At 32.6% G+C, this 24396-nt stretch carries 18 protein-coding genes; 10 read left to right on the top strand and 8 right to left on the bottom strand.

Annotated elements, in window-relative coordinates; all coding sequences use genetic code 11:
• Window positions 1-34: 34 nt before the first annotated feature.
• The 10 genes from ASE40_RS17975 to ASE40_RS17930 all read left to right on the top strand — a co-directional run bounded on the left by ASE40_RS17975 (window position 35) and on the right by ASE40_RS17930 (window position 17674).
• Window positions 35-1219 carry an acetate/propionate family kinase gene (locus ASE40_RS17975; protein WP_057118506.1) on the top strand — a complete coding sequence of 395 codons (1185 nt, stop codon included), beginning with the start codon at window positions 35-37 and terminating at the stop codon, window positions 1217-1219.
• A gap of 99 nt (window positions 1220-1318) precedes the next feature.
• Window positions 1319-4063: a LuxR C-terminal-related transcriptional regulator gene (locus ASE40_RS17970; protein ID WP_057118505.1), complete on the top strand. Its 2745-nt coding sequence runs from the start codon at window positions 1319-1321 to the stop codon at window positions 4061-4063.
• Between the two features lie 244 nt (window positions 4064-4307).
• Window positions 4308-7337 (top strand): SusC/RagA family TonB-linked outer membrane protein, encoded by a 3030-nt coding sequence (locus ASE40_RS17965; RefSeq protein WP_057118504.1) that lies wholly within the window; start codon window positions 4308-4310, stop codon window positions 7335-7337.
• A gap of 4 nt (window positions 7338-7341) precedes the next feature.
• Window positions 7342-8817: a RagB/SusD family nutrient uptake outer membrane protein gene (locus ASE40_RS17960; protein ID WP_057118503.1), complete on the top strand. Its 1476-nt coding sequence runs from the start codon at window positions 7342-7344 to the stop codon at window positions 8815-8817.
• A 68-nt stretch (window positions 8818-8885) separates the two neighbouring features.
• Window positions 8886-10259 carry a glucoamylase family protein gene (locus tag ASE40_RS17955; RefSeq protein ID WP_057118502.1) on the top strand — a complete coding sequence of 458 codons (1374 nt, stop codon included), beginning with the start codon at window positions 8886-8888 and terminating at the stop codon, window positions 10257-10259.
• Window positions 10260-10268: 9 nt separating this feature from the next.
• Window positions 10269-10982 carry a prolyl oligopeptidase family serine peptidase gene (locus ASE40_RS17950; RefSeq protein ID WP_057118501.1) on the top strand — a complete coding sequence of 238 codons (714 nt, stop codon included), beginning with the start codon at window positions 10269-10271 and terminating at the stop codon, window positions 10980-10982.
• Between the two features lie 10 nt (window positions 10983-10992).
• Window positions 10993-13293, top strand: a complete 2301-nt coding sequence (gene bglX, locus ASE40_RS17945; protein ID WP_057118500.1) for a beta-glucosidase BglX — start codon at window positions 10993-10995, stop codon at window positions 13291-13293.
• 90 nt (window positions 13294-13383) lie between these two features.
• Window positions 13384-14169, top strand: coding sequence for a glycerophosphodiester phosphodiesterase family protein (locus tag ASE40_RS17940; RefSeq protein WP_057118499.1), 786 nt, complete (start codon window positions 13384-13386; stop codon window positions 14167-14169).
• A gap of 28 nt (window positions 14170-14197) precedes the next feature.
• On the top strand, window positions 14198-16117 hold the full coding sequence (locus tag ASE40_RS17935; protein ID WP_057118498.1) for a discoidin domain-containing protein: 1920 nt from the start codon (window positions 14198-14200) through the stop codon (window positions 16115-16117).
• 165 nt (window positions 16118-16282) lie between these two features.
• Window positions 16283-17674 carry a M20/M25/M40 family metallo-hydrolase gene (locus ASE40_RS17930; protein WP_057118497.1) on the top strand — a complete coding sequence of 464 codons (1392 nt, stop codon included), beginning with the start codon at window positions 16283-16285 and terminating at the stop codon, window positions 17672-17674.
• A 73-nt stretch (window positions 17675-17747) separates the two neighbouring features.
• Here ASE40_RS17930 and ASE40_RS17925 read toward each other — a convergent pair whose 3' ends face one another.
• The 8 genes from ASE40_RS17925 to ASE40_RS17885 all read right to left on the bottom strand — a co-directional run bounded on the left by ASE40_RS17925 (window position 17748) and on the right by ASE40_RS17885 (window position 24336).
• Window positions 17748-18053 (bottom strand): hypothetical protein, encoded by a 306-nt coding sequence (locus ASE40_RS17925; RefSeq protein WP_057118496.1) that lies wholly within the window; start codon window positions 18051-18053, stop codon window positions 17748-17750.
• 1 nt (window position 18054) lies between these two features.
• Window positions 18055-18510, bottom strand: a complete 456-nt coding sequence (locus tag ASE40_RS17920; protein ID WP_057118495.1) for a hypothetical protein — start codon at window positions 18508-18510, stop codon at window positions 18055-18057.
• Window positions 18511-18600: 90 nt separating this feature from the next.
• Complete coding sequence (locus tag ASE40_RS17915; protein WP_057118494.1) at window positions 18601-19275, bottom strand: YiiX family permuted papain-like enzyme; 675 nt, start codon at window positions 19273-19275, stop codon at window positions 18601-18603.
• 100 nt (window positions 19276-19375) lie between these two features.
• Entirely contained in the window at window positions 19376-20281 is a 906-nt protein-coding gene (locus ASE40_RS17910; RefSeq protein ID WP_057118493.1) for a hypothetical protein, read from the bottom strand.
• 19 nt (window positions 20282-20300) lie between these two features.
• Window positions 20301-21119: a 3-deoxy-8-phosphooctulonate synthase gene (kdsA, locus tag ASE40_RS17905; RefSeq protein ID WP_057118492.1), complete on the bottom strand. Its 819-nt coding sequence runs from the start codon at window positions 21117-21119 to the stop codon at window positions 20301-20303.
• A gap of 745 nt (window positions 21120-21864) precedes the next feature.
• On the bottom strand, window positions 21865-22311 hold the full coding sequence (locus ASE40_RS17895; protein WP_057118490.1) for a hypothetical protein: 447 nt from the start codon (window positions 22309-22311) through the stop codon (window positions 21865-21867).
• 64 nt (window positions 22312-22375) lie between these two features.
• Window positions 22376-23056 (bottom strand): lysoplasmalogenase, encoded by a 681-nt coding sequence (locus ASE40_RS17890; protein ID WP_057118489.1) that lies wholly within the window; start codon window positions 23054-23056, stop codon window positions 22376-22378.
• The gene (locus tag ASE40_RS17885; protein ID WP_057118488.1) at window positions 23053-24336 is read right to left on the bottom strand and encodes a sterol desaturase family protein; all 1284 of its coding nucleotides are present in this window, start codon (window positions 24334-24336) and stop codon (window positions 23053-23055) included. Before ASE40_RS17885 ends, ASE40_RS17890 begins: the two co-directional genes overlap by 4 nt.
• Window positions 24337-24396: the final 60 nt, after the last annotated feature.

The following is a 24396-nucleotide window of genomic DNA, read 5'->3' as shown; positions in this document are numbered from 1 at the left end:
CTTAGCTTCTTGGAAACTTAGCAACTTAAAAAGAATGAAAATATTAATTATAAATTCAGGTAGTTCTTCAATTAAATATCAATTAATGGTCATGCCGACAAATGAAGTAATTTGCAGTGGTATGATTGATCGAATTGGTTTAGAAACTTCAAATATTACCTTTAAAACGGCTTCAAATTCGTATGAAGAAATATTGCCGATTCCAACGCATAAAGTAGGATTACAAAAGGTTGCAGATTTACTTTTGGATTCTGAAACCGGCGTAATCAAAACGACATCCGAAATTGCGGCAGTTGGACATAGAGTAGTTCACGGCGGAAGTTATTTCTCTGACACAACAATTATAACAGATGAAGTTAAAGAGAAAATTAAAGAACTTTCTGAATTAGCTCCGCTTCACAATCCTGCACATTTAGTTGGAATTAATGTTGCAGAAGAAATTTTTGCAGATGCTAAACAAGTGGCAGTTTTTGACACAGCTTTCCATCAGACAATTCCAGTTGAGGCACACAAATATGCTATTCCAAATTTCCTTTTGACAGAACATAAAGTCCGTGTGTATGGCTTTCATGGAACAAGTCATAAATATGTTTCAGAAAAAGCGATCAGTTATTTAGATAAGAATTCTAAGATAGTTACCATTCACTTAGGAAATGGCTGTAGTATGACCGCTGTAAAAGACGGAAAAAGTATCGATACCACGATGGGATTTTCGCCATCAAATGGCTTAATTATGGGAACGCGCGCCGGTGATATAGATCAGTCCGTTATTTTTTATATGGTTAAAAGTTTGGGTTATACACCAGATGAGGTAAATTCGATTCTGTTGAAACAAAGCGGAATGCTGGGTTTAACGGGCTACAGCGATTTAAGGGATATTGAATCAAAAGCAGAGGGAGGAAATAAAGACTGTGAATTGGCTTTATTAATGAATGCCTACAGAATTAGAAAAACAATTGGTGCTTACGCCGCAGCTTTAAACGGATTGGATGCTATTGTTTTTACTGCCGGAATTGGCGAAAATTCTTCATTTATGCGCAATCTAATCTGTACAGATATGGATTACTTCGGGATTCAAATTGACGCAGCAAAAAATCAAATTCGTTCTAAAGAATTGAGAGAAATCAATACAGCAGATTCAACTGTAAAAGTTTTGGTTGTTCCAACAGATGAAGAATATGAAATTGCAAATCAGGTTTATCAGTTACTAGAGAATTAAAAAACAAAATCAAATAATAAAAGAGCTTCTCAATAGAGAAGCTTTTTGCATTTATAAATTAAATTTTTGTCAGTATCTTTGAAATAAAATCTGAATATCTTGAAATCGATACTTTTTAAATCAGTTTTCTTCTTTTTCATCGCTTTACAACTTCAAGCCCAAGAATTACTTCCTTTTGTCGAAAATTACAGTAAGTCTGATTATCAAGGAGATAATCAAATTTGGAATGTGGCGCAAGGAAACGATGATGCTATGTATTTTGCAAACAACCATTATTTACTTCGTTATGACGGAGTGAAATGGGAAAAATATACCCTTCCGAACAAAACTATTATTCGATCTATTTTAATAGAAGGCGACAAAATCTATTCAGGTTCTTATAAAGAATTTGGTTATTGGTATAGAAAAGACGGAACAATGCATTATGTTTCGATCACTAAAAATCTGAGATTATTTGATGAAAAAGATAACGAAGAAATTTGGAAAATCTTTAGATTCAATGGTTCGCTTTATTTTCAATCCTTCAATGATGTTTTTATTTATGATGGAAAAGCGATTAAGAAAATTAAATTTCCTTTTCTTATCTCGTATTGTTTTGCTGTAGATAAAAATTTGTACGTAGCTTCTGTTAAGGATGGAATTTTTAGAATGAACGATAAGTATATTTCCAATCCAAAAGGCTGGAATGTTTTAAAGAAAACCGTTGTTCATGCCATAGAAAAGTATCAAAATAAAACCTACATATTTACGCAGAAAAGAGGTGTTTTTGTGGCGGATGATAATGGATTAAGAAGCTGGGATAATCCGATAAATGAAACTTTAAAATCGGCTACGATTAATGTGGCAAAATTTATAAAAGGAGAAAAATTAGTTATTGGAACGGGAAATCGAGGAATTATTATTTTGGATTTAAAAACCAATACGTATAAAAATATTGAGCGTGATAATGTTTTAATGAACAACTCGGTTTTAAGTCTAGGTTTTGATAAAGAAAATGACTTATGGCTGGGTTTAGACAATGGAATTGCTCATGTTGAAGTTAACTCGCCGATCTCTTTCTTTTATGATAATTCAGGAATCTTAGGATCTGTTTATGCTGTGGCAACAATTAATAAAGGTTATCTAATTGCTTCAAATCACGGTATTTTCGAATATAGTTCTGGAAAATTCAATATGATGCCCAACACGCAGGGGCAGGGATGGAATATTTCTCTTATAGACGGAAAATACATTATTGGACATAACGATGGAACTTTTTCATATGAAAATAATGTTTTAAAAAAAATAAACGGAGTTAGCGGCGGTTGGAATATGTCCAAAAGCAGTATTAACAATACATATTTTCAATCGACTTACAGCGGTATTTTAGTGTATGATAATCCTTCAGATCTTTCTCATTACAAAATTATTAAAGACCTTGCAAAACCTATAAAATATGTAGCGCAGAATAAAAAGAATGAAATTTGGGCTGCTGATAATTATCGAGGTTTGTATCGTGTTTTATTAGATGACAATTATAAAACGCTGAAAGTCGAAAATGTTACGCAGCAAAGCAAAATAAAAAATGATTTCGGAATCAAGATTTTTGAATTTAGAAAAGAAATACTTTTTCTCATTAATAACTCTTGGTATACTTACAATTCTATTTCCAATAAATTAGAAGAAAACGAATTATTCAATGCCAGTTTTAAAAATGTTACAGATGTTGTTTCTATAGATGAAGATCATTTTATGGTTTTGCAAAATGGAATTTTATATCACATTTACGCGGAAGGAAATAAATTTATCTGGAATATTATTCAGGAGAAATATTATAAAGGAAAACTGATAAATGAAAATTTAAGAATATTTAAGAATGACAATTATTATCTATTCAATCTTGATGACGGATTTATTTCTCTTAAACTCGAATATGAAAACAAACAAAATTCAAAAGTAGAAATTGAAGCTTTTAGTGATGATGCTTTAATTCCGAACGAATCAAAAATTAAATTCAATACAGAATTAAAAATTAATGTAATCTCTGGAATTTATGGAGCAAGCAAACCAAACCTGTTTTACAAACTCGATAAAGAAAAAGAATATATACCTATTTCTGATGGATCGATTGTTTTAAACAATTTAAACAGCGGTTATCATGCGGTAGAAATTTTTAAGCACGATGGATCAACTTATGATAAGGTTTCGTTTTATAAGTTTAAAGTAGCAGAACCCTGGTATTTTTCTTTTTGGATGATTCTTCTTTACTTGCTTGTTGTTAGTGCGGTTTTGTTTTTTTATTATAAATGGAATAAGCTTCGCTACATGCAAAAGTTAAAATTGCAGGCAGAAGAACTAAAACATCAACGAGAAATTCTCGAGATGGAATTGAAGAAAGAAAACGAACTCAACTTGCAGGAATACGAAAAGCATATTTTAGAACTTGAACTTCAAACAAAATCTTCTGAAGTGGCTGGTAAATCTTTGTCAATTGCCAAACAAACGGAAATGATTGATAAAATTCAAGAAATTCTAGACAAAGAAAAAGATTTTAGCAAACTCAAAAGTGAAATCAAAAAAGCTATTAAAATTAATGAGGTTAATAAGCACGAATGGGAAACATTTGAAACGAATTTAAATCAAATCCATAACGAGTTTATTATAAATCTTTCTAAAAAATATCCACACTTAACTCCAAAAGATATTAAGCTTTGTGTTTATCTCAAAATGAACCTCTCATCCAAGGAAATTGCACCAATGATGAATATCTCTTTTAGAGGTGTAGAATTGCATAGATATCGTCTAAGAAAGAAATTAAATCTGACTCAAGAAGAAAACCTGTCAAAGTTTTTATTAAGTCTGTAAGATTTGATTTTATTTTTTACAGAATTTATATTTTTACATACCTATTTTTACAGAATTCCAATACATCATTACTACATCATAACGTTATGTTAATGAATTTTATTTAATATTTAGTATGTTGATTATCATTATTATATGCTAATATTTTAACATAATGATGTAGCTGTGTTGTAGTGCTATTTGATGTACTACAACGTTGTAATTGTTTAATTTGGCTCTACTAACTTAAACGATTACGTACTGTATGAAAAATTTTATTTTTAGCTTTTTAGCTCTCTTGTTACTGCCATCATATATGATGGTACAGGCACAAGCAATTAAAGGAAAAGTAGTAGACAGTAGTGGAATGGGAATTCCTGGTGCAATTATTAGTGCTCCAGAATCTAGAACTTCTGCTGATGCTGACTTTGACGGTAATTTTACCATTAATGCTAAGGTTGGAGAAACTCTTAAAATCTCTATGCTTGGTTTCGACTCAGTTTCTGTACCTGCAGCTGCTGGCGTTATGTCGATTACTTTGAAAGAAGCAGGTGATACTGCATTAAAAGAAGTAGTTGTTATTGGTTACGGTACCAGAAAAAAGATTGATAATACTTCCGCAATCACTTCATTAAAAGCAGAAGATGTTACAAGAACAAAGGTACTAAATGCTTCTCAGGCTATTCAAGGTAAAGCTGCTGGGGTTCAAGTTACTTCTTCTGATGCTCCAGGAAGTACACCTTCTGTTGTTATTAGAGGTTTAGGTACTGCATTAGGAGGAAGAAATCCTTTATATATTGTTGATGGTATGCCAACAGAAAACATCAATAATATCAATACAAATGATATTACTTCTTATGAGATCTTAAAAGATGCATCATCTCTTGCTATTTACGGTACAAGAGCTGCGAATGGAGTTATCATTATTACTACTAAAAAAGGAAAAGGAGATAAAGTTTCTGTAGAAGTTGAAAGTTTTGGAGGTGTTAGAACACCGCTAAAAAAGGTTAAAATGGCAGATGCAAATCAATATGCAAGCTATTCTAATGCATCTTTAGGAACTAATAAATTTTCTACAAACCAGCCTATTAATACTAATTGGTTTGATGAAATTACAAGAACAGGTACTTACACTCAAAATAATATCTCTATTTCTGGTGCTTCTGAAAATATTAAATACTTTTTTAGTGCAGGTAATTATCAAGAAAAAGCAATTCTTAATGGCTTAGATTATAGCCGTACAAGTTTTAGAAATAATAATGAATTTAAGCTTTCTAAAAAAATCACTTTAAATCAAAACTTTAGTTTTACGTCTGCTAATTCTACACCAAAACCGTTAAGTGCATTTACAAATGCATACAAACAGTCATCAATTGTTCCTGTTCGTTTTGCAAATGGTCAATATGGTGCTCCTTTTGTAGATGCAAGCGGAGTGGCAAGTCCAACTGGTTCATCATTTAACAATGTTGGAAATCCAGTTTCACAATTAGATTTTTATGATGAAGAACAAAGAAGTATTACACTTCAAGGTGGTTTGAAATTAGATTATGAAATCTTAGAAGGGTTAAAATTTACTTCGCAATTTAACGGAGAATACTACACTTGGAAAAATTATAATTTCGAGGATACCAAAAATATTTGGTTAGCTGCAAATCCAACTCGTAAAGATGCTGACTATACAAGTTCTGATCCTATCAATTTATTAACTAGAGGTAGAGAACAATATTTTAACTGGAACTTATCTAACTATTTGACTTATAATAAAGTATTTGCTAAAATTCATGATGTTGAATTAACTGCCGGTATCGAAACTTCTGTAAAAGGACCTAGAGAAAAGTTAACTATCATAAGAAAAAATGTAAGTCCTGATTCAAATTACTGGTCTTTATATAATTCAAAAGATTCAAAAGGTGTAGATTATGTTGGTACAGTTACAAGTTTACAAGATGTTGTATTTAACGAAAGCAAATTAGCTTCATATTTTGGCCGTTTCCAATATAAATTAATGGACAGATATTTAGTAACTGGAACTATTAGACGTGACGGATCTTCAAACTTTGCTAAAGATTACCGTTGGGGAACTTTCCCATCTGTAGGTCTTGGATGGATTATGACAAAAGAAAGCTTCTTGTCTGATATTAAAGGAGTTGATTTGATTAAATTAAGAGGAAGCTGGGGTAAATTGGGTAACCAAAATGTACCATTAAACAGTCAAAGTTATAATTCTGGATTAAATAGTTATTTAGGAGGTTCAATTTTATATGAAGGAACAAGTATTACTTCACAAATTGACCCAACTTTAACTTGGGAAATTACTGAAGAGGCATCTGCCGGTGTAGATTTCGAATTTTTGAACAGCAGATTGAAAGGATCATTTGATGTTTATAACAAAAATACAGATAACGTAATTTTATATGTAAAACCTTATCCAACTTCTGGAATTACAACTGCTTCTCCTTCTCATGTTGGTGAAGTTTCAAACAAAGGTTATGAAATTGCTTTACGTTGGGATGATAAAATTACAGACGATTTAAGCTACTGGGTTGGAGGTAACTTCTCTCACAATAAAAATGAACTTACAAGTTTAAAAGATGTTTCATTGTCTCAAGTTATTGGAGGTAATTTAGGAAATGGTCAAGACACTAAATTATTATACAATAACTCAATTGGTCAGCCATTAGGAAGTTTTTATCTTTATGAATATGCAGGTGTAGATCCAGCAAATGGAAATATGCTTTATTATAATGCTTCTGGTGCTAAAGTAACTCAAGATGCTTTATCTGCAACAGCAGATAAAAAATATGTAGGTTCAATTTTACCAACATCTAACTATGGAGTTTCTTTAGGTCTTGTTTACAAAAACATTGATTTCTCAGTTGACGGATATGGAACTGGTGGAGCAAAAGTATACAATGGTAAAAAAGCACAGCGTTTTGGAGGTGAAAATATCGAAGCTTCTATGACAAATGATTATTGGACACCAACAAATACAACATCGCCAAATCCAAAACCATTTAACATTGTTCCTGTTGCTTCAACTTATTATATGGAATCTGCAGATTTCTTTAGAATCAACAACATCACTGTAGGTTATAAACTACCTCTTAAAGAAGATCAATTCATTAGTTCTTGCAGAATCTATCTTAATGCAATCAACCCATTTATTACACAGAAATATTCTGGTTTCTCTCCTGAGTTAAATGGAGATGGTAATCCTTATGGAACACAAGGTGTTGAATTGGATGCTTATCCAACATTAAGATCATTCGTAATTGGTGCTAATTTAAAATTTTAATATTATGAAAAAGATATATATATCAATCTTTGTATTGTCGGCATTCACTTTTACAGGATGTGCTGATGATTACCTAGATGTTAAACAAACTGAGACTATTTCTACAGATGATATCGAGTTGTTTAACAATGACAACGGAGCAAAAACGTTTGTTACCTCTATCTACAGTAAATTTTTAGACTGGGATATGAGTTCTTTTGGATGGATTGGATTAGCAAGTATTACATCTGATGATGCTGATAAAGGTTCAACACCAAGTGATACAGGTACAGATAAAGATGTTTTGGATGCTTTAACATATAATGCATCGAATCCATCTGCTGAAAGTACTTTTAATGCAAACTATGACGGGATCAATAGATGTAATCAAGCATTGGAGATTCTGCCTAAATTAGACAAAGCTGATCCTGCATTAAGAGAAAGATTAATGGCTGAGGCTAAATTTTTAAGAGCTTTTATGTATTTTACTTTGGTAAAATGCTATGGAGGAGTTCCTATTGTAGATCACATATCAAAAATTCCATTATCACCAGAAGATAAAGCAATGCAGTTAACTCGTAAAACAGCTGCTGAAGTTTATGCTTTTATTGAAAAAGATTTAACAGAGGCTGCGGCAGTTTTACCAAATAAATCTCAATATGGTAGTGATGATAAAGCGAGAGCTTCAAAAGGAGCAGCTTATGCTTTATTGGCAAAAGTAAGTTTGTATCAGAAAAAATGGCAGAGTGTTGTCGATAACTGTAATCTTGTTACAGGTTATATTATTTCTCCAGATTATGCTAAAATGTTTAGACTAGAAGGAGAAAATGATGGAGAATCTATTTTTGAAATAAATGGTAATGGCGCAGTACCTGCACGTGGAATTCAAGGATATTCTAATACTCAAGGTGTTCGTGATGCATGGGGATGGGGATTCAATCAGCCTTCTCAAAGTTTAGTAAACGCTTATGAGCCTGGAGACGTTAGAAAAGACGCAACTATAATTTTCAGAGGTACAACTTTATACGACGGAAGAGTAATTCCTAAATTAGTGTTACCAGAAGGAGAAGTAGATCCTAATCCTAGATATAATTTTAAAGCTTATTCTTCTGCATATACAAGCGCATGGGAAACTGATGCTAATATTAAATATTTAAGATACGCTGAAGTATTATTAATGAAGGCAGAAGCTTTAAATGAATTAGGACAAACTTCAGATGCAATTCCATTGTTAAATATCATCAGACACAGAGCTGGTTTAGGTGATACTCCAGCAACTTCTCAGGCAACAGTAAGAACTGCAATCTGGAAAGAAAGAAGAGTTGAATTAGCTTTTGAATTTGACAGATTCTTTGACCTAGTTAGAACTGGTCAGGCAAAAGATGCTTTTACTGCAGATGGAAAAGTATTCACAGAAGGTAAAAATGAATTGTTTCCAATTCCGGCATCTTTCCTTTTAATAACAGAGGGAATGTCTTCTCAAAATCCTGGTTATAATTAATATTCATAAATCACTTCCTTCAAAATTTTGAAGGAAGTGATCTTATTACAATCTCAAAAATCTCTATAATGATTAGAATTTCAGTTTTATTTTTAGCTTTTACTCTTTTTGGTTGTGGATCGAATGCGGATAAGGCAAAAGAAAATGCAGCAGAAAATACTTCTGTTACTACATTAACAGACGAACAGCTTTTAGATGCTGTTCAAAAACAAACTTTTAAATATTTCTGGGATTACGCAGAACCAAACTCTGGATTAGCCAGAGAACGTTACCATCCAGACGGAAATTATCCTGAAAATGATTCAAATATTGTAACAACAGGTGGTTCTGGTTTTGGTTTAATGGCTCTTGTTTCAGGAATGTCTCAAGGTTATATTACAAAAGAGCAAGGAGTTGAAAGACTGAACAAAATTGCAGATTTTTTAGGCAAGGCAGATCGTTTTCATGGAGCATGGTCTCATTGGATCGACGGAAATACAGGAAAAGTAAAACCTTTTGGAACCAAGGATAATGGCGGCGACTTAGTCGAAACTTCATTTTTGGTTGCAGGAATGATTACTGTTCGTGAATATCTTAAAGATGGTTCAGAAAAAGAAAAAGCGGTTGCTCAAAAATACGATGCTCTTTGGAAAGGTGTTGACTGGCAATGGTATACAAACAATAAAAATGTTTTGTACTGGCATTGGTCACCTACTTACGAATGGCAGATGAATTTTCCTTTACAAGGATATAATGAATGTCTAATTACTTATGTAATGGCAGCATCTTCGCCAACACATTCAATTGATGCGAAAGCGTATCATGAAGGATGGGCGAGAAGCGGAGACATCGTTTCTCCTAAAACAAAATATAATATTCCTTTAATTTTAAAACATAATGGTGCAGAAGAATTCGGCGGTCCTTTATTCTGGGCACACTATTCTTATGTAGGTTTAGATCCAAACCAATTGAGCGATAAATATGCGAATTACTGGGATTTAAACGTAAATCAGACTAAAATAAATTATCAATACTGTATTGAAAATCCAAAAAAGGTTGAGGGATATGGTGCTGATTATTGGGGACTAACAGCATCATATTCCAGAAACCCTGATGGTTCTATTGGATACAATGCACATATGCCAGGCAATGATCAAGGTGTGATTTCGCCAACCGCAGCAATCAGTTCAATTGTATATACGCCAAAAGAATCAATGGCTTTCATACGCAATCTTTACGAAAATCATAAAGAAGAAACTTGGGGCAATGCCGGGTTTTATGATGCTCTAAGTTTAGGAAATAAATGGGTTGCAAAACGTTATTTAGCAATCGATCAAGGACCAGAAGTAGTTATGATCGAGAACTACAGAACAGGTCTATTATGGAAATTATTTATGAATGCACCTGAAGTAAAACAAGGTTTGACAAAACTTGGATTTAAATCAGGAAAATACGGGATTTAAAAAATTAGTATGAAGTATAAATTAATTTTTTTATCCCTGTTGATTTCGACATTTGGTTTTAGCCAAAGTGAAACAACTGGAAAAATTAATACAGTAGTAATGGCAAAGTATGAGCTGGGCTATGTATTACATAAACCCGCAAATACAAAAGAAAAAAAGCCTTTAATAGTTTTTATTTCTGGTGATGGAGAAAAAGGAAATGATCTTGAAAAAGTAAAAATTAATGGTCCTTTAAAATATCTAAAAACACATCAATTAGATGCTTACGTTCTGGCCCCGCAATGTAAAGAAAATGAAAACTGGGATATAGAATCGATTTATCAGCTGATTTTAAAAATCCAGAAAGAAAACAAAATTGATTCAGAAAGAATATATGTTACTGGTTTGAGCTCAGGAGGCTGGGCTTCATGGAATTTGGCTTTTGCACATCCGGATCTATTTGCAGCAAACGTACCTGTCGCTGGTTTTGTAGATTTAATTCAGTTAGAGCACGCTTGTGAAATAGCCAATATTCCAACCAGAATTTTTCACGGATTATTGGATGATGTTGTAAACGTGAATTATGCGATCACGATTTACAAAGAATTGAAAAAATGTAATGCAAAAGATGTAAAGCTGACCATTTTTGATGATGCCAATCATGACAGCTGGACAAGAGTTTATGATAATGCAGCTATTTACGACTGGATGTTACAGCAGAGAAAAACGAATACAAACAAATAAATAAAATAGAATGAAAAACAAATTAGTCTTACTTTTTTTAGGATGTGCTGTTTTGGGTTACGCTCAAAAAAAGAACACTAAAAATACAGTGAAAATTAAACCAAAGTCTGAATTTGTGGCGGAGTTAATGTCAAAAATGACTTTAGACGAGAAATTGGGTCAGTTAAACTTGCCAACATCTGGTGATATCACTACAGGGCAGGCAAACAGCTCAAATGTGGCAAAAAATATTGCTGAAGGTAAAGTGGGAGGTTTGTTCAACATTAAATCAGTTCAAAAAATTAGAGAAGTACAGAAAATTGCGGTTGAAAAAAGCCGTTTGAAAATTCCGTTGCTTTTTGGTATGGATGTTATTCATGGTTACGAAACAACATTCCCAATTCCGTTAGGATTATCTTGTACTTGGGATATGGGATTAATTGAAAGAAGTGCGCAGATTGCTGCAAAAGAAGCTAGTGCAGACGGAATTAACTGGACATTCTCTCCAATGGTTGACGTTTCTCGCGATCCTCGTTGGGGAAGAGTTTCTGAAGGTTCAGGAGAAGATCCATATTTAGGAAGCCAGATTGCAAAGGCAATGGTAAATGGTTATCAGCAGCATGATCTTTCAAAAAATAACTCAATTTTAGCTTGTGTGAAACACTTCGCTTTATACGGCGCGCCAGAAGCAGGACGTGATTATAATACTGTAGACATGAGCCATATCAGAATGTTTAATGATTATTTTCCTCCTTACAAAGCGGCAGTTGATGCAGGTGTAGGTTCGGTTATGGCATCTTTCAACGAAATTGATGGAATTCCAGCAACAGGAAATAAATGGTTAATGACAGATGTTCTTAGAAAACAATGGGGTTTCAAAGGTTTTGTGGTAACAGACTTTACAGGAATTCCTGAAATGATCGAACACGGAATGGGAGATTTACAACAAGTTTCTGCTTTAGCTTTAAACGCTGGAGTTGAAATGGATATGGTTGGAGAAGGTTTCTTAGGAACGTTAAAAAAATCTTTGGATGAAGGAAAAGTAAAAATCGAAACAATCGATAATGCTGTTAAACTTATTTTAGAAGCAAAATATGATTTAGGATTGTTCCAAGATCCGTATAAATATTGTGATGAAAAAAGAGCTAAAACTGAAATCTTTACAATGGATAGCAGAAAAGAAGCACGTCAAATTGCCTCTCAATCATTGGTTTTATTGAAAAATCAAAACCAATTATTACCTCTTAAAAAATCAGGAACTATCGCCCTTATCGGACCATTAGCTGATGCTAAAGAAAATATGCCCGGAACTTGGAGTGTAGCTACTAAAATGGAAAATGCTGTTTCATTACTAGCAGGTATTAAAGAAGTTGCAGGAGCAGGAACTAAAGTTTTATATGCTAAAGGAAGTAATTTAGATTATGATGAAACTTTTGAAACAAATGCCACAATGTTTGGAAAAACTTTACACCGTGATGCACGTTCAAAAGAAGATTTGTTAGCAGAAGCTTTAAAAGTTGCTCAACAATCAGATGTAATTGTTGCTGCTCTTGGAGAATCTGCAGAAATGAGCGGGGAATCTAGCAGCCGTACAAACTTGGAAATTCCACAAGCACAAAAAGATTTATTAAACGCTTTATTAAAAACAGGAAAACCAGTTGTTTTAGTTTTATTTGACGGACGTCCACTAGTGATTACTGAAGAAGAAAAAACAGTTCCAGCGATTTTAAATGCTTGGTTTGCGGGTACAGAAGCAGGTTACGCTATTGCTGATGTTTTATTTGGAGATGTAAATCCATCAGGAAAATTAACTTCAACTTTTCCAAGAAGTGTTGGACAATTGCCAATTTACTACGCTCATAAAAATACTGGAAGACCTCTTTCTAACACAGAAGGAAAATTCGAGAAATTCAGATCAAACTATATTGACGAAAGAAACGAGCCATTATTCCCGTTCGGATTTGGTTTAAGCTACACTACTTTTGATTATTCAAACCTTAAAATTTCTTCTGATAAAATGAATTTCAGCGGAAAATTAAAAGTAACAGTTGATGTAACAAACACTGGAAATTTTGACGGAAAAGAAACAGTTCAATTATACATTAGAGATTTAGTTGGTTCAGTAACAAGACCAGTTAGAGAACTAAAAGGTTTCCAAAAAATAACACTTAAAAAAGGTGAAAAACAAACAGTAAGTTTCGATATTACTGTTGAAGATTTAAAATTTTATAATTCTGATTTACAATTCGTAGCAGAACCTGGACAGTTTGATATTTTCGTTGGAGGAAATTCAAATGCCGATAAGAAAGTTAGTTTTGAGTTAACTAAATAGTTGGTTTATTGATTAGTGAGAAGCCCTTCATTTGGAGGGCTTTTTTTTAAACTGAAAAACCTTTTTTGTAATTTTTTAACTACGGTTATGATGAATACGTTTAAAATATCCCGCTCGATTTTTTTATTCTCAATGCTGATTGCTTTTTCTTCTTGCAATTCACAAAAAAATGCAATTGTAGCACATCGCGGTGCATGGAAAAAAAATAACCTGCCAGAAAATTCTATTGCATCATTGAGACATGCAATTGATTTAAAATTACCAGGTTCAGAATTCGATGTTTGGAGAACTGCAGATGATTCTCTTGTTATCAATCATGATGCACATTACAACAAAATGCTGATTGAAGAAACCAATTATGCAGATTTGATCAAATTTAAACTTTCCAATGGAGAGAAACTTCCAACATTGCATGAATATATTTCAGAAGGGAAAAGAAACAACAAACAAACTCTTTTGGTCTGCGAAATAAAACCTTCAGAAATAAGTAAGGAAAGAGGGAAAAAGACAGCGTTATTGACAGTCGAAACTATTAAAAAACTTAAAGCAGATAAAAATACCTGCTACATAAGTTTTGATTATGATATTCTAAAACAAATTAGAATGGTTGATGCCAAAACTTCTTTACAATATTTAGAAGGGAATAAATCACCAAAAGAAGTACAAGCAGATAAGATTAATGGTGTAGATTATCATTATTCAGTTTTTCAAAAACATCCAGAATGGATACAAGAAGCAAAAGACAACAAAATTATCCTAAATGCTTGGACAGTGAATGAAGCTGCAGATATGGATTGGATTATTGAGCATAAATTCAATTATATAACGACGAATGAACCTGAACTTCTAAAGGAAAGATTAAATCTTAAAAAATAATCTTAGAACCTACCAAAAAAATCTAACAATGAAAAAGATATATAAACTGATGACCTTGTCAATTTTATTTGTGATACTTTTTAGTCACAATTTATTGGCGCAAAATTTAGGTAAAACAGAATGGTTTGATCCTAACAAACCAGCAACAACCTATTGTAATCCAATTAATATTGGGTACAATTACACAACTCATAATCACAACGGAATTCCAGAATCACGCCGTTCCAGTGCAGATCCTGTAATTATTACGTATAAAGGCGAATACTATTTATTTGCGACAAATCAGGCAGGTTTCTTTTGGAGTAAAGATATGTCTGATTGGAATTTTGTTTATGGAAGTTTCCAAAGACAGCCAGGCGATGATGACCAATGCGCTCCAGCAGCTTGGGTTGTAAACGACACTTTATTTTATGTAGGTTCAACTTGGAAAAGAGATCATCCGATTTGGAAAACTGCCGATCCAAAATCAGGAAGATGGACACGTCACGTTGATAAAGCAATGCTGCCGACTTGGGATCCTGCAATTTTTCAGGATGATGATAAAAAAGTCTATATGTATTATGGTTCTAGCGGAAAACTGCCTCTTGTAGGTGTTGAGGTTGATTATAAAACTTGGCTTCCAAAAGGAAATCAGGCTGATTATGCTAAATTATACAAAGCAACAGAAGTAGAAGATATTCAGCGTCCGTATGGGCAAATAAAAGAAGTTACAGTTTTAGAACCTTCAGCTCACGGCTGGGAACGTTTCGGACCAAATAATGATATGGAACCAGCACCTTGGGGAAATTTTATTGAAGGAGCTTGGATGACCAAACATAACGGAAAATATTACATGCAGTATGGCGCGCCAGCAACTGAATTTAAAGGGTATGCAAATGGAGTTCATGTAGGTGATAATCCGCTTGGGCCTTTTACATACCAAAAGCACAATCCAATGTCTTACAAGCCAGGCGGATTTGTGATTGGAGCTGGACACGGAAATACTTTTTCAGATAATTATGGTAATTATTGGAATACTGGAACTTGTAAAATCTCTATTAAAGATCGTTTTGAGCGCCGTATAGATATGTTTCCTGCTGGATTCGATAAAGATGATGTTATGTATTCTATTACCTCTTACGGAGATTTTCCTATTGTTCTTCCAACAAGTCAGCGTGATCAGACAAAAGGAGCTTCATCAGGCTGGATGTTGCTTTCGTATAAGAAACCAGTAACAGTTTCTTCTTCAGAAGAATGTATGGAAGTAGAAACACACAGAATGGATAACGGAGGCAAAAAAGTATACGAGAAGTTCTGTTACGGACCTGATAACCTTACAGATGAAAACATTCAAACCTATTGGTCTTCTAAAACGAGTAATCCAGGAGAATGGCTTCAAATGGATTTAGGAAGACAAATGGAAATTAATGCTTTGCAGATTAATTATGCAGATCATAAAGCAACTCAATTCAATAAAGCAATGGATATTTATTATCAATACAAGATATTCATGTCTGATGATGCTGTTAATTGGACTCTGGTTGTAGATAAATCTAAAAACGATAAAGATGTACCACATGATTATGTAGAGCTTACAAAAGCGATTAAAGCGCGTTATATCAAAATGGAAAACATTCATAACGCTTCTGGATTATTCGCAATTTCTGATTTCAGGGTTTTTGGAAATGGTTTAGCCACAAAACCAAAAGCAGTTGCTTCTTTTAAAGTGGATAGAAACAAAGCAGATTCTAGAAATGCAATGATTACTTGGAAAAAACAAAATGATGCAATTGGGTATAATATTTATTACGGAATTTCTCCAGATAAATTATACAATAGCATTATGGTTTATGGAGACAGTTCATACGATTTTAGAGGTTTAGATAAAGGCACAAAATATTATTTTACAATTGAGCCTTTTAATGAAAACGGTATTGGAACAAAAAATAAGATTATCGAAGTAAAATAATCTTTATTTATTAAATATTTAAAAGCTCCGATTGCAAATTGAAGAATTTGCAATTGGAGTTTTTTTTTGAGAAAAGGTTGAAAAAATAGCTTCTTAACTCTTAAGAATTTTGTTCCTTTGTGAACATGCCAAAGGCAGAATAAACTCCAAATTACTATAGAAACTATGAAAAAAACGATTCTTTTAACTGCTTTAGTTTTAAACGGATTGCTGTCGTCTGCTCAGTCAAATGACGAAAAAAACATCAAATTATTTTATAAGAAAGCTTTAACCGAAGCAAAATGTTACACTTGGCTGGAATATCTTTCTAATGATATTGGAGCTCGATTATCGGGTTCTAAAGGAGCTGAACTGGCTGTCGATTACACAAAAAGACAATTAGAATCACTCGGGTTAGATAAAGTATATCTTCAGGAAGTTATGGTGCCGCATTGGGTTAGAGGTGAAAAAGAAACAGCCTACATCTTAGACGGAAAAATAAAAACTGTAGTGCCAATTTGTGCTTTAGGAGGTTCTGTAGCAACTCCAAAAACTGGGATTACTGCAGAGATAATCGAAGTGCAGGGAATTAAAGAATTAGCTGAATTAGGAGCAGATAAAGTAAAAGGGAAAATTGTTTTTTACAACAGACCAATGAACCCTGAAAATATTGAAACTTTTACTTCTTATGGAGCATGTGTTGACCAAAGATATGCAGGAGCAAAAGAAGCTGCAAAACTAGGAGCGGTAGGAACGATCGTTCGTTCAATGAATTTAAGATTAGACGATTTTCCTCATACAGGTGCACAAAGTTATGGTGACTTACCAAAAGAGCAATATATTCCAACAGCAGCGATAAGTACAAATGGAGCAGAATTGTTGAGTAAATCTTTAAGAGTAAATCCAGCTTTAAAGTTTTATTTCAAACAATCTTGTGAAACTTTACCAGACGCATTATCTTATAATGTGATTGGAGAATTGACTGGAACGGTTAGTCCAGAAAATATCATGGTAGTTGGCGGACATTTAGATTCTTGGGATTTGGCAGATGGTTCTCATGACGATGGAGCAGGAGTAGTGCAAAGTATGGAAGTTATCAGAATTTTAAAAAACTTAAACTACAAACCGAAGAATACTATTCGTGTGGTATTGTTTATGAACGAAGAAAATGGCGGAAAAGGTGGTGCTGAATATGAAAAAGTATCAAAACAAAAAAATGAAAACCACATTTTTGCTTTAGAAAGTGATTCTGGCGGATTTTCACCAAGAGGGTTTTCAATTGAAGCAGATGATGCTAATTTGAAAAAAATTCAAGGATACAAAGATCTTTTTGAGCCCTATTTAGTACATAGTTTTACAATTGGCCACGCAGGTTCAGATATTAGTCATTTAACTTCGCAGGCAATTGTTAAAGCAGGTTTAAAACCAGACTCACAGCGTTATTTCGATTATCATCATGCGGCAAATGACAAGTTTGATGCTATCAATAAAAGAGAGCTAGAGCTTGGAGCGGCAACAATGACTTCGCTAATCTATTTGTTAGACCAAAACGGAATTGACATTAAAAAAGCAAATTAAGATTTTAAAATGCATTATAAAAAAAGCTATGAGTTTACACTTATAGCTTTTTTTATGAATTAAACTTTCAGAATCAAGATTTCATCACAATCAAATAGTACAAAAAGGTTATCGGAATATTAGAAAGCAGTAGCAAGATTTTAAAACCTATTTCTTTTCGCTGTTGCGGTAAATGAAGAAATTTTTCTGCCAGATGAATAAACATAATTGCATTAACAATTATTGCCGCTAAAGCAAATGGCCAGGCAATAACTAAAACAGTTGGATCCTCGTTGGAAATAATATATAATGCAAACAAGAATGTAGTAATTACAAATGAACCAATCGTTAATTCTAGAGATTGTTTTTCCTTGAAAGGTTGTTCGTTAATTGTTTTCATTTTAATAAATATTAAAAGTTTGTTGAATAGATTTTATGGGCATAAACAGCATCTTTGAAAAATCCAAATAATGAAATGACAGCGCTTTTCTGCCCCTTTTATATTGCTGAAAGAAGTAGTTTATTCGCTTTGGATAAAAGATAGTTCCAGTTAGAATTACCATATACAGATACAAGCTTCTCTTTCCATTTCCAAATAAATAATACTGCATTCCGATTTCTTCATAGACAGAAACTCCTGTATTAGTCAAAACATGAATAATGTCGTGATCTTCCAATTTTTCTTGAATATCAAAATGATTGTTATGAAGAAAACCGCCCAATCCATATCCTAAGCTTTCTTCGGGAAAATCCATTAATTTGGTTTTATCAATTTTCCAAGGTTCATTTTTCTTGAAATATTTTTGATAAGGCTTTTTAGAACATTCATACAATTTTTCTATTAAATAATCTCTCATAAAATGCATTTTAAAAGTTCTTTGAATTTCAAAGTAAAGAATGAAATAAAAAAGCTAGAAAGAATATCGACTAGCTTTTTTTTTATATTTTTAATAAGTGTCTACTACAGTTTTCAGTAAATTAGAATCAGCAAGATCAGAAGGGGCAACGACTTTTTCTTCTAACGGAATCTCATTGCCATAACGTTCTTTCAATATTTTTTGAACTCTTGGATCGGTTAAGTTAAAGTCTTTCAATTCTCTAAGTTTAGACAATTCAATTCCAGCTGCGTTTTTATAGATTTTCCAGATTAATTCAGAACAATAAATTCGATTGTCTTTCCATTCAAAATAAGCATCATATTCTTTGCCATCAAACTGCTGACTGTAGTCTTTCATTTTTTGTAAAACCTCAGGCTTCAAAATACTTTCATTTTTTAATCTTTTCACAACATATTTACTGTTTCTTCCATGTTTAATCCAATCTTCAAGTGGTGTAAGTTTCACAGGTTGAACAGCTTCAAAAACAAACCATTTTCCGTTTATGTCATAAATAATGCCGCAGTGCGAAAACTTCGAATTAGTTGCTATACGAACCGCTTCACATTGTTTTGATTCTGAAGTTTGAAAAATAAGATCACCATCTTTAAACTTACTACGTGCTGTTTTTTCTTGCTTATTTCCCGTAAACGGATTGTTAGGAAAAACTTTTAAGGAAATAAACAGCGCACACCCAAAACTGATGAGTAATGTGATTAACGGAAATAGAAATTTTTTACTTTTCATAAAGAATGATTTAAAGTACTTTGAATTGCAAAGTAAATAATAAAAAAAATAGCTGCCAAATAAATTGACAGCTATTTTACAAATATATTTTCGCGAAATATTAGATTCTAAAAATACCTCCAACAGCAATAATACGTTGGAAATAAGTAAAGTGCTGCGAAGCTTTATCTTCAGGACTTGTTGTAGTTTTAATATCTGGCATGTTGATGTAACCACCTTTTAACTCTCCTTGAACGTAGAAATGTTTAAAAAAGGTGATATTTAAACCAGCTTTTGCAGAAACACCATAACCAGAAACATGAAAATCATCATGACGTTCTTTTCCTAAAAGTGTTGTATTGGTTTTAGGATATAAAACTCCAGCCCCTAAACCTTCAGTTAAATTAATCTGAACTTTATCAATATTTGGCAATCCAAACCATTTTGAAATATCATCAAATCTCGCTACCTCAGTATTAATGTAATTCAAACCATCAGTATGTTCATACATTAAAAAAGCTGGACCATTTACATTTATTTCGCCATTGCCATAACCACCTTCTTTAGCTCCTCCCTGAGAAATATCGACAGGAGTATTGTTGTAATTACCATTGTAAATTGAAGCTGGATCATCGGCAGGTAAATTAATGCTTCCGTTTACGTTTGCAATTTGATTCTGCGCCATTACATATTTCATGTGGTCAACACCAATTGTAACACTGTAATGATCACTAAAAAAATAACCTAATCTCAAATTGGTTTGTGGAATAGTCATATTTGCAGGATTAACATAATCAACATGCCATCCTTTTGGTTTGTCATGAGCTGCCATATTCTCAACTGTAAAGTTGTAATCTTTACCTCTAAAGTTTACATCAGATTTTGAGTAGCTCTCTCTATTTCCACCCCACATCACAAAGAATTTTCCTTTATTATGAGCAGCGTATTTTTGTACTGGAATTTCCTCCTGAGCAAAAGCGTTTAATGAAACACAAGTCAGAAGAAAAAATAAAATTTTTGTTTTCAAAGAACTTAAGTATTATAAATTAAAATGTGTTAACTGTTTTTCTAATAGCTACCAATTTGTTCATTAAACCTTCAAAATAGTCCAAATGAAGCATATTAGCACCATCGCTTTTTGCATTTGCCGGATCAAAATGTGTTTCGATAAAAATTCCGTCAACTCCAACTGCAATACCAGCTTTAGCAACAGTTTCAATCATATCAGGTCTTCCTCCTGTAACACCAGCAGTTTGATTTGGCTGTTGTAAAGAATGCGTTACATCTAGAACCGTAGAAGCATATTGTTGCATAGTAGGAATACCTCTAAAATCAACAATCATGTCTTGATAACCAAACATAGTACCACGATCTGTAACCATAACATTTTCATTATTACAGTCTAATACTTTTTGTACAGCATGTTTCATGCTCTCAGGACTCATAAATTGTCCTTTTTTTAAGTTAACTACTTTTCCAGTATTTGCAGCAGCAACTACAAGATCAGTCTGACGCACCAAGAAAGCTGGAATCTGCAAAACATCTACATATTGTGCAGCCATGTCAGCATCTTCGTTAGTATGAATATCAGTAACAGTTGGAACATGGAAAGTTTCAGAAACTTTTCTTAAAATTTTTAAAGCTTTTTCGTCACCAATTCCAGAAAAACTATCAATTCTAGAACGGTTTGCTTTTTTAAAAGATCCCTTGAAAACATAGGGAATCTGAAGTTTGTCGGTAATACCAACTAATTTTTCAGCAATTCTAAGAGCCATTTCTTCTCCTTCGATAGCGCAAGGTCCCGCCAATAAAAAGAAGTTTCCGCTGTCAGTATGCTTAATTTGTGGAATATGTTGTAAATTCATAATATGATTTTTTGACAGTGCAAAGGTAGTCATGATTTATGAATACCAGATGAAGATTTAAGATTATTTTATGAAGCCAATCCTGCTATCCGCTTCAATCTTTTTATCGCAATCCTTTTTTTCTTGGTTACTGCAGGAGCTTCCGTTGGTCGCTCTGCAGCAACCAGAAAAAACAGGCTTTCTCAAAAAAGGATTTCCGCTTCTATCAGGGCTAGTTTAGTGGTATTAATAAAATTTAAGTTAATTTACTGGGTTTGAATTTTCTAATTTAATCGAGCTGGATTTTTTTAAACTTTTCTTTTTGATTTAATATAAAATCTCCAAAAAATAATTTGACTAGTAAAAAATAAAATATTTAGACAAATGTTTATAAAAACGATAATACTAATGCGATTGATAAAATTTTCAGAATTTGAACTTATTGGAAGGAGTTCGAAAAGACTGATTTTTCCAATAAAGACAGTAGGAATTGTAAGTAAAAAATGAATTACAAAGCTCTTAAATCTTATTTCATCATAAATTTTAGAAAGTTTCCAATAACAAATTACAGTTACCAGAAGACCAAGAAACTTAATGAAATTAGAAACGATTTCAGCTGGAATAATATTGGTCTTCCAGCCAGGAACGATAGGTGATAATAAATCAGAATTAATACAGAGAATAGTAATATGGTAAGGAAAAAGACTTATACATAAAATAAAAAAAAATATAAAAACAGATTTTGTTTTGATCATAACGAACTTTCTTACTTCAGTCTCAATCCCATCGGAACCATTAAAATTCCTTTTTCATAAACATTCAAATAAAGCTTAATTGGCTTTTTCTGTCCTTCCCATTTCAATTCGTAAACATTTAAAAAACCAGCGCCCATATTACTTCTTTTGGTTGGAAACGGACAACAGGTTTCTAATTTTGTATAAGTAATTTTTTCACCGCTTGGCCCCGCCAGAGCATTAAGGAAACGAGATTCATTAAGAGTTTCGCTATTAGTATTTTGAAAAAATATATTAATTGGATAATCAGGATCGTAACCGTATTTTTTGTCTTTAGCAAATTGAGTGATAAGGAAAGTATTGTCTTTCTTCAAAATCAAATCAGGCGCGTTGTCGTCTACATTTTTTAAGGTTGATTTTGTACTCACGCAAGAAGTTGCAGTGATTAATAAAACAATAAAAAGGGTTATTTTTTTCATGGGTTATAATATTGTAATAACAGTTAGTTTCAGTATTCCAAATACAGTTTTGAACACTCAAAAATTATTCTTCTACTTTTTTGCGGTTTAGTTTTAAAATACCAATTACAATCAGATATTGTGCCAGAAGATAAGTCAGCATAATAAAAAATGAGCTTTTCGGAATTGGAGCATAAAATTTGTTTATCGCCAAAATACTATCCGATATAATGAAGAAAAATGCTCCTAAAAAAACGAGTAAATTACCAGGTTTTTCCCAAACTAAAAATCCGTTAAAGGCAAATAAAAGCATAATAGAAATAATTGATGCATAAATTGTAACAGGAATTTTTAAATCTCCTAAAAATGGCATTAAAAAAGAAACCATGCCAATTAAATATAAAGCAATTAAAATGCTTCCAAAAATAAAAAGTGATCTGTTCTGCTTTTTTCTAATCTTATTCAGTTTATTAAACAATATGCAATAGATAATATGGGCTGTCAAAAAAGATACTAAACCCAATATGAAATATATTTCACCAAGATCTGTAAATAACAGAATAACGTCTCCAATCCAAGAAAATACAAGTGCGCTTAATAAGGTATTTTTAGTTGGAAATTTTCTAAAAAAATAAACACCAAACCCAATAATTGGTATTAATATGGGTTTTAAAAACAGATCGAATCGCTCGTAACCAGATACCAGAATAATCAGGTATAGTATACTGAACGCTACATAAATTTTGTAAAAATAAGAGTTTCTCATAATAGGGGATTATGATTGATATATGGTTTTGGTTTGTTCTTAAATTCAATATTGACAAAATAGATTGTCACCAAAAGAGAGAATATTAAGTATGTAAAAATAACATAATTACTAATCGGAATTACACGATTTAAGCCAAACCAATCTCCAAAGTAAGCCACAATACCAATTACTGTTATCAATCTCAAACTTTCCCATAAAATAGAAAATCTGCTTTTATCCATTAATTCTGAGTAACTGTAGATCGTAACAAAAATAAAAAAGCCATAAATAAAGATATTCGGTAAGCCAATTATGGCAATGTTTTCAAATAAATAGCTTACAAATAATAAAGTGATTAAAACTTGAATTACAGACCAGTAGATTAATCTTTGAGAGTTTTGTGTTCCGTATTTTTCAAAATCAAAAACATTTTCAATTTTGTTTACGGGATATTTTTCTTCAAAGTTTTCCGGACGCCAGCCAGTTGGTTTAAACCAGATCGTTAATTTGTCTTTCCATTTAGGAGCTCGCCAGGCATCTTTTACTAATAAGCTTAAATGCTGGAAATTAATCTTAATAGGATTCCAAGTATTAGCAGGTCTGGTGATTCCAAAAACTGGGGGAACATCGTCTAATTCTTCCTGGAAAGTGCCAAAAAGTTTATCCCAGAAAATAAAAATCTGCGAATGATTCTTGTCTAAATATTCTGGATTAATCGCATGGTGTACACGATGATGTGAAGGAGTTACTAGAATTTGTTCAATAAATCCCATTTTTTTAATGTGTTTGGTATGGTACCAAAATTGTAAAAACAAATGAATAGGAAGTGTTATTGCAATTACAGAAGCTGGAACTCCCAAAAGAGCTGCGGGAATCAATAAGAACGTAAATAAATTAACCAAGCTGGCAATAGGCTGACGAAGCGCACACGCAAGATTAAACTCTTCACTACTGTGATGAATGGCGTGTTTGTTCCAAAGAAAGTTAATTTGATGTGCTAGTCGATGGCTCCAATATCCGTAAAAATCAATAACAAAAAAAGCAATGAAATAGGAGAGGACATTTGCTTCTAAATGCTGTAATGCAATTTTAGAAACCAGCCATTCGTAAGACAGAAAAGTAATACTGAGACCCAAAACATCTTTGACAGAATTGGTTATTCCAGAACTTATGCTTGATACACTGTCTATAAGAGGAGCGGTGTCGTTTTTTACATAAATACCGTATATTTTTTCGATGATAATCAAGGTCAAAAAAATAGGCATTGCAATAATCAATATCTTTCCATATTCCTCCATAAAAAAAACATTCTATTTAATTCAAATATAGAATAAAATAGAATGTTTTTTAAAATATTT

The organism is Flavobacterium sp. Root935, from assembly GCF_001429295.1.
Lineage (GTDB): Bacteria > Bacteroidota > Bacteroidia > Flavobacteriales > Flavobacteriaceae > Flavobacterium.
This window is presented reverse-complemented; position numbering and strand designations above follow the sequence as displayed.